Origin of the sequence: Synechococcus sp. B60.1 (assembly GCF_047462555.1) — a bacterium.
In the GTDB taxonomy this organism is placed as follows: domain Bacteria; phylum Cyanobacteriota; class Cyanobacteriia; order Thermostichales; family Thermostichaceae; genus Thermostichus.
In genome coordinates, this window is the sequence record NZ_JANSJN010000132.1 from 1 (window position 1) to 6,011 (window position 6,011).

The window sequence follows — 6,011 nt, forward strand, 5'->3', positions numbered from 1 at the left end:
GCGATATATCCAGAATCAGTCAGGAGGCGCTATCCCTCCCCACCCGGGTGGGGAATCCCGCGCCTTACGTTGAGCAAATGCAGGAGCAGGCGAGTTAACTGGCGCAGTAATTGATGGCCAAAGCCCCTACTAAAGTGAACTGAAAAGTCAGGAGCACCAAGTAGAAAATGGCGCGGGGCCTGAACAAAGTCAGCATCAAGCCAATAGCCTTCAAGTCCACCATCGGCCCAAACACCATAAAGGCCAACAGGGATCCCGGCGTGAAGGTGGCGGCAAAGGAGAGGGCAAAAAAGGCATCCACCGTCGAGCAGATAGAAATGATCCCGGCCAGGGCCATCATGATCAGGATCGAGACCAGTTCATCTTGGCCATAATTTAGAACAAACGAACGCGGGATCACCGTCTGCACAAAGGCCGCTATTGCCGAGCCCAGGATGAGCACGGATCCCAGCTCGCGAATCTCTCTAGCCCAGGTTTGCAGCAGCAACAATCCCTTTTGCCGCCAAGAGAGAGCAGGGGCAGCGGCCAGCGCTGCCCGATACACCTCTTCGGCAGTCTGCAGAGTGGCCAGGGATCCGCCAGCAGCCCCTTGAGCATGGCCCTGGGATCCAATCCAAAAGGTGCCCCCCTGCAACAACGGCGAGCAGGAGGTGCTTTTCAGAGCTGCCTCTTGGCAGGGGTTGCGCTGCAGCTCTCGCCAGACCGCCGGTTGCAACAAAGGCTCCAGATCTTTTTGCACGCTGAAGAGCAAGCCGATGGCCACGGCAATGCCAAAAGAAAAAAGAACCCGGTAGACCACCAGCTCCGGCATGCTGCGAAAGGCAATCCACGTGGAGAAGATCACGACCGGGTTAAACACCGGCGCTGCCAACAAAAAAGCCACCGCCACATAGGGTGGGATCCCTTTGATCACCAGTTGCCGGGCCACGGGCAGATTGCCGCATTCGCACACCGGGAAGAAGAACCCCAGAGCACCGCCGGCCACCGCGCTGCCGATTTTGCCTTTGGGTAGGAAACGGGCCAACTGGGATCCCTCTACGAACACGGCCATCAGCCCGGAGAGGAACACCCCCAAGAGCAAAAACGGCATGGCCTGCACCACAATGCTCAAGAAGAGGGTGAACCCGTCTCGCCAAAGGGGAGAATCCAAAGGGCTCAACGCACCACCTCACCCACGCATTTGGGCTCTATTGAGTTTGGATCCCGGCCCAGTGCTCTGTCAAACCGCTCTCAACCCCGCTCCTCGATGGGGATGTAGCGTTGCTGGCGTTCACCTGTGTACACCTGGGTGGGTCGGAAGAGCCGATTATCCGACAACTGCTCCCGCCAATGGGCCAGCCAACCCGCCACCCGGGCAATGGCAAATACCGGCGTAAACAAATCTTCCGGGATCCCTAGCTTGGCGTAGACCAACCCCGAGTAGAAGTCCACGTTGGGGTAAATTCCTTTGGGCCCCAGCAGCTCCGCACACACCCGCTCCACTTCCAGGGCGATGTCGTAGTACTTGTCGTGGCCGTAGCGCTCGAACAGCTCCTCGGCCAGCCGCTGCAGAATGGTGGCGCGCGGATCCTTCACCTTGTAAACGCGATGGCCCATGCCCATGATGCGCTCTTTTTTGGCCAGCTTCTCTTCGATAAACGAGCGCACATTTTCCACCGAGCCGATTTGCCGCAACAGCCTCATCACCTGTTGGTTGGCTCCCCCATGCAACAGCCCCGAAAGGGTGCCCACCGCCGTGGCCAGGCTGCTGTAGGGGCTGGCCAGGGTAGAGGCGCTTACCAGCAGGGCAAAGGTAGAGGCGTTGACCGTGTGTTCGGCGTGCAAGATCAGACAGGTATCGAAGATGCGGGCCAGCCAGGGATCCGGCTTCTTGCCGGAGAGCATGTAGAGAAAATTGGCGGCATGATCCAGGCTGTCGTCGGGGGGGATGGGATCGTTACCCTGGCGCATCTGGTGAAACATGGCCACCATGGTCGGCAGCTTGGCGAGCAGACGGGTAACCGTGCCAAACACATAGTCGGGATCCGCCTCCCGCACTGGATAGAACATCCCCAAGCCTGCCACGCAGGTTTGCAGGGCATCCATCGGGTGGCCCGACTCAGGAAACGACTTGATCATGTCGCGGATGCGGTATTTGACCCGCCGATGGCTGCGGACGGCCTGATCAAAGTTGTCCAGCTCGGATTGCGTCGGCAGCTTGCCGAAGATCAGCAGATAGGCCGTCTCCAAAAAGGTGCTGTGGGCTGTCAGTTCCTCAATGGGGATGCCCCGATACTCCAGGATCCCTGCCTGGCCATCGACAAAACTAATGTTAGAACGCGTGGCTGGAACGCCTTCTAGCCCAGGCTTGTATTCGCCATCTGCCATAGTCGGGTTCCTAGAATGAGCTCCCAAAGGAGAGAACAGGGCTTCACTACATTCGCTACATTAAAGCAGATCTGGATCTCTGAAGCCAAATCCCGCTTTTGCCTACCCTGAGAAGGGCTTTGGCGACCTAGGCAACCCATATCAACCAGTGTGGGAGAGACCCTGCTCCGGTATCAGGTTTGCCTCAGAGCACCTCGCCAGTTAATGTATGGGATCCCGACCGGAGAGTCGCCAGCGGTTTAGGCGAGAGAGGGTCTCTGCGTCCAAGTAGGAATCAATACCCCGCCTGCTCGGTAGGCGCTTGGGCTTGATGCACCGGATCTGCTCTTGGGCCTCCTGCACTTCCGCCCACAGTTGTTCTGCCGAGATCCATTCTGCGTTGTAGCCGCCGATCACCCACTGCTGGACACGATCTGAGGTGGCTACCCGTACCCGATAGGTATCTGCTTGCAACTGAGCGCAGAGCCGCTCGATGCAAGCGTCGGCAGTTTCCCCATAAGCGGTATAGAGAATCTCGATGCCGGAGGGAGAGCGCTCCTGTCGGGCGGGAGTGAACTGGGTATAGGCGTCGTACACCACAGTTGCCCGGTAGCCGCGGAAAGCCACGTAGCTGGCCAAAGACTCCACCAGGCGCAGACGCGCCAAGTCCATCAGGGAGCAACGTGCCAACTTCTTTAGGTTGGGCCAAGCTCCGATAATGTTGTAGCCATCAACCCATAAAACGGTGGGGAAGGAAGCTTGCATGCATAGTGGCAGATCCCTTGCCTAGGATCGCACCAATTGGTATCGGTTTGCAGCCGTATCTTAATCCCTATCAAAGAGCGCCGTAAAGCCCCTCTTGAGGCTGTCCCGCTCACAGTCTTGGGCTTGCAAGTCCTCACGGAAAGCAACCGTAAGGGATCCGCCTCAGACACAAAGCTTTCGTCTATGAGGCTTCCCTCGAGCGGTTGGGTGTTACTTTTCGCCTGAGTTCGGCCGCAGGTTTGGCGAGAAGACCATTTTCACCGCACCCGAGCCAGCAAGTTAAGATGTGTTACGAGATCCGTTGGGGCTTCTATGGGCGCAACACCGTCAACACCAGCAGTAACCAAACCCGTGGCAACACAGCATCGCCTGAGTTCGGCAGCGGCGGGGCCTGAGGCTGTTTTCCCTCCGTCGCAGCCAGCCCTGCGTTACAACCCGGAGCAAGTGGCTGAGCAATACCGGGGACGCTGGGATCTGGTGCTGGGGCGTCTATTCCAGTTGATCACCCCCTTTTTGGGCCTGTTGGCCTGGGTGTTTTGGGATCGCTGGCGAGGGGTGGAGCTGAAAAATCGGCCTAAGCACGCGGCACGGCTGCGGGAGATCCTCACGCAATTGGGGCCGACAGCTATCAAAATCGGCCAGGCCCTCTCCACCCGTCCCGATCTGGTCTCGCCTCTTTTTTTGGAAGAACTGGCCAAGCTTCAGGATGAGCTGCCCCCCTTCGACAATGCCACCGCCTTTGCCCTCATTGAGTCGCAAATTGGCCAACCGGTAGAGCAGATCTTTCGCGAGATTGGCCCGGAGCCGGTTGCCGCTGCCAGCCTGGGGCAGGTTTACCAGGCCTATCTGCACACAGGGGAGAAAGTCGCCGTCAAGGTGCAGCGGCCCGATTTGATCGGGCGCATTTCCCTGGACATGTACATCATCCGCAGTCTGGCCGCCTGGGCCAAGCGCACCTTCCGCCGCATCCGCAGCGACTTGGTGGGCATTGTGGATGAGTTCGCTGGGCGGCTTTACGAGGAGATGGACTACACCCAAGAGGGCCGCAATGCCGAGCGCTTCCTGGAGCTGTACCGCCACCCCTCCATCTACGCCCCGAAAATCTATTGGCAGTACACCCGCACCAAGGTGCTGACGATGGAGTGGATTGACGGCATCAAGCTAACCCAGCTTGACAAGATCACTGCGGCAGGTTTGGACGGGCGGCACCTGATCGAGATTGGGGTTAACTGCTCCCTTAAGCAGCTTTTGGAGCATGGCTTTTTCCACGCCGACCCCCATCCGGGCAACCTCTTGGCCATGTACGACGGGCGGCTGGCCTACATCGACTTTGGGATGATGAGCACCATCCAGCCCCACCAGCGCTACGGCCTGATCAAGGCCATCGTCCACTTGGTGAACCGGGATTTTGTTGCCTTGGCACAGGACTACGTGGATCTGGAGTTCCTGGATCCCAATACCGATCTCACCCCCATCATCCCTGCTTTGGAAGCTGTCTTTGCCGAGGCCCTGGGCAGCTCCGTGGCCGAGCTGAATTTTAAAAGCATCACGGATAGGCTCTCGGGAGTGATGTACGATTTTCCCTTCCGTGTGCCCGCCTACTACGCCCTGATCATCCGCTCTTTGCTCACTCTGGAGGGGATCGCCATTGGTTTGGATCCCAATTTCAAGGTGTTGAGCGTAGCCTATCCCTATGTGGCCCAGCGCCTGCTCACCGACCCGGCCCCAGAGCTGCGCACCTCGCTGCGGGAGCTGCTGTTTAACCAAGGGCAATTTCGCTGGAACCGCCTGGAGAACCTGCTGCGCAACGCCGCCAACAGCGAAGACTTCGACCTGCAGGGATCCCTGGAAAAGGCCATCGATTTTATCTTTTCCGAACGGGGGGCCTTCTTGCGGGAGCGGCTGGTGGATGTGCTTTTCTCCAGCTCGGGGAACGGAACCGCAGACGGCCTGGCTCATTTGCAACGCCTGTGGGAAATCCTCAGCAGCAACCCCGCCTTTCAGCCACTACAGCTTTTGCCCATTGTTGCCAAGATAGCTACCAAGCCGGAGGCCCAGCAACTGGGCCGGCAATTGGCCTCCCGCTGGTTGCAACGCTCGGCAGCTCGGCTTATCCGCGACCTATTGTTGTCGGAGGATGAGAAAAAGCCCGGCTCACCCGCTGCCCTGAACGGGCACAACGGGAGCCCTAAGCTGATGACAGCTTCAAAACCCGCTGCCGCCTGACCTTCCCCTTGCGCTGAACAGACCAAAACTTTCTGCTCCACAGGGCAACAAGACCAGCCTCCGGGCAAAAGCCTTGGGTTTCCTCGTGAGTGTCGGCTACTAAGAAGAGCAAGCCGGGAAAATCCCAGCAGCATCCTTTGGTGAGAGAAGCAGGCAGAAGGAACTTCCCCGGCTGAACCCAATTGTGCAGTCTCTTCAGCTAGAAACCGCAGGAGGCCCGCGCTCTGGCGTAGCCAGTCGTGAAGCGGGACGGAGTCCTTGTGTCGGGAGGAATGCGAGAAGCCGGACAACAATAAAAAAAAAGATAGGGGCATGCCCCAAGTCCTGACTATCTCCTGCAAGCTCAAGGTGTCTGCGTCGCAAGCCGCCAAGCTGGAGGCGACGCCAGACGCTTTTGCGCGAGCCTTGCTCGCGCCAGCGGGCCGGAGGCCTTACTGGGTGAACGAGAACACACCGGAGAAGATAGTCAACGCCGTTAAGCTCCAATCTCTTTGCTACCGCGAAATTCGTACCCGCTTTGGACTATCCAGCAACCTGGCACAACAGGTGTGCAGGCGGGTTGCAGGCTCGCGCAAGGTTGCCCGCCAAAAGAACCGCCCGGTCAAAGCGTTCAAGGGGGGTTTTGTGACCTTTCGCGCTAGCGGGACGGAGTCCTTTGACGCTCGCACCTTTTC

At 58.5% G+C, this 6,011-nt stretch carries 4 protein-coding genes and 1 pseudogene; 2 read left to right on the forward strand and 3 right to left on the reverse strand.

Annotated elements, in window-relative coordinates; translation table 11 throughout:
• Positions 1-94: 94 nt before the first annotated feature.
• The 3 genes from NW863_RS12010 to NW863_RS12020 all read right to left on the reverse strand — a co-directional run bounded on the left by NW863_RS12010 (position 95) and on the right by NW863_RS12020 (position 3,111).
• Entirely contained in the window at positions 95-1,150 is a 1,056-nt protein-coding gene (locus tag NW863_RS12010; RefSeq protein ID WP_414366614.1) for a permease, read from the reverse strand.
• A gap of 80 nt (positions 1,151-1,230) precedes the next feature.
• A complete protein-coding gene (locus tag NW863_RS12015) occupies positions 1,231-2,367 on the reverse strand; it encodes a citrate synthase (protein ID WP_414366615.1) in 1,137 nt (378 codons plus the stop codon).
• A 201-nt stretch (positions 2,368-2,568) separates the two neighbouring features.
• Entirely contained in the window at positions 2,569-3,111 is a 543-nt protein-coding gene (locus tag NW863_RS12020) for an NYN domain-containing protein (protein WP_414366617.1), read from the reverse strand.
• A 312-nt stretch (positions 3,112-3,423) separates the two neighbouring features.
• Here NW863_RS12020 and NW863_RS12025 point away from each other — a divergent pair, with 312 nt between their 5' ends.
• Both NW863_RS12025 and NW863_RS12030 read left to right on the forward strand, forming a co-directional pair.
• On the forward strand, positions 3,424-5,337 hold the full coding sequence (locus tag NW863_RS12025) for an ABC1 kinase family protein (protein WP_414366619.1): 1,914 nt from the start codon (positions 3,424-3,426) through the stop codon (positions 5,335-5,337).
• A 312-nt stretch (positions 5,338-5,649) separates the two neighbouring features.
• Positions 5,650-6,011: pseudogene (locus NW863_RS12030) on the forward strand (hypothetical protein); the annotation flags it as partial.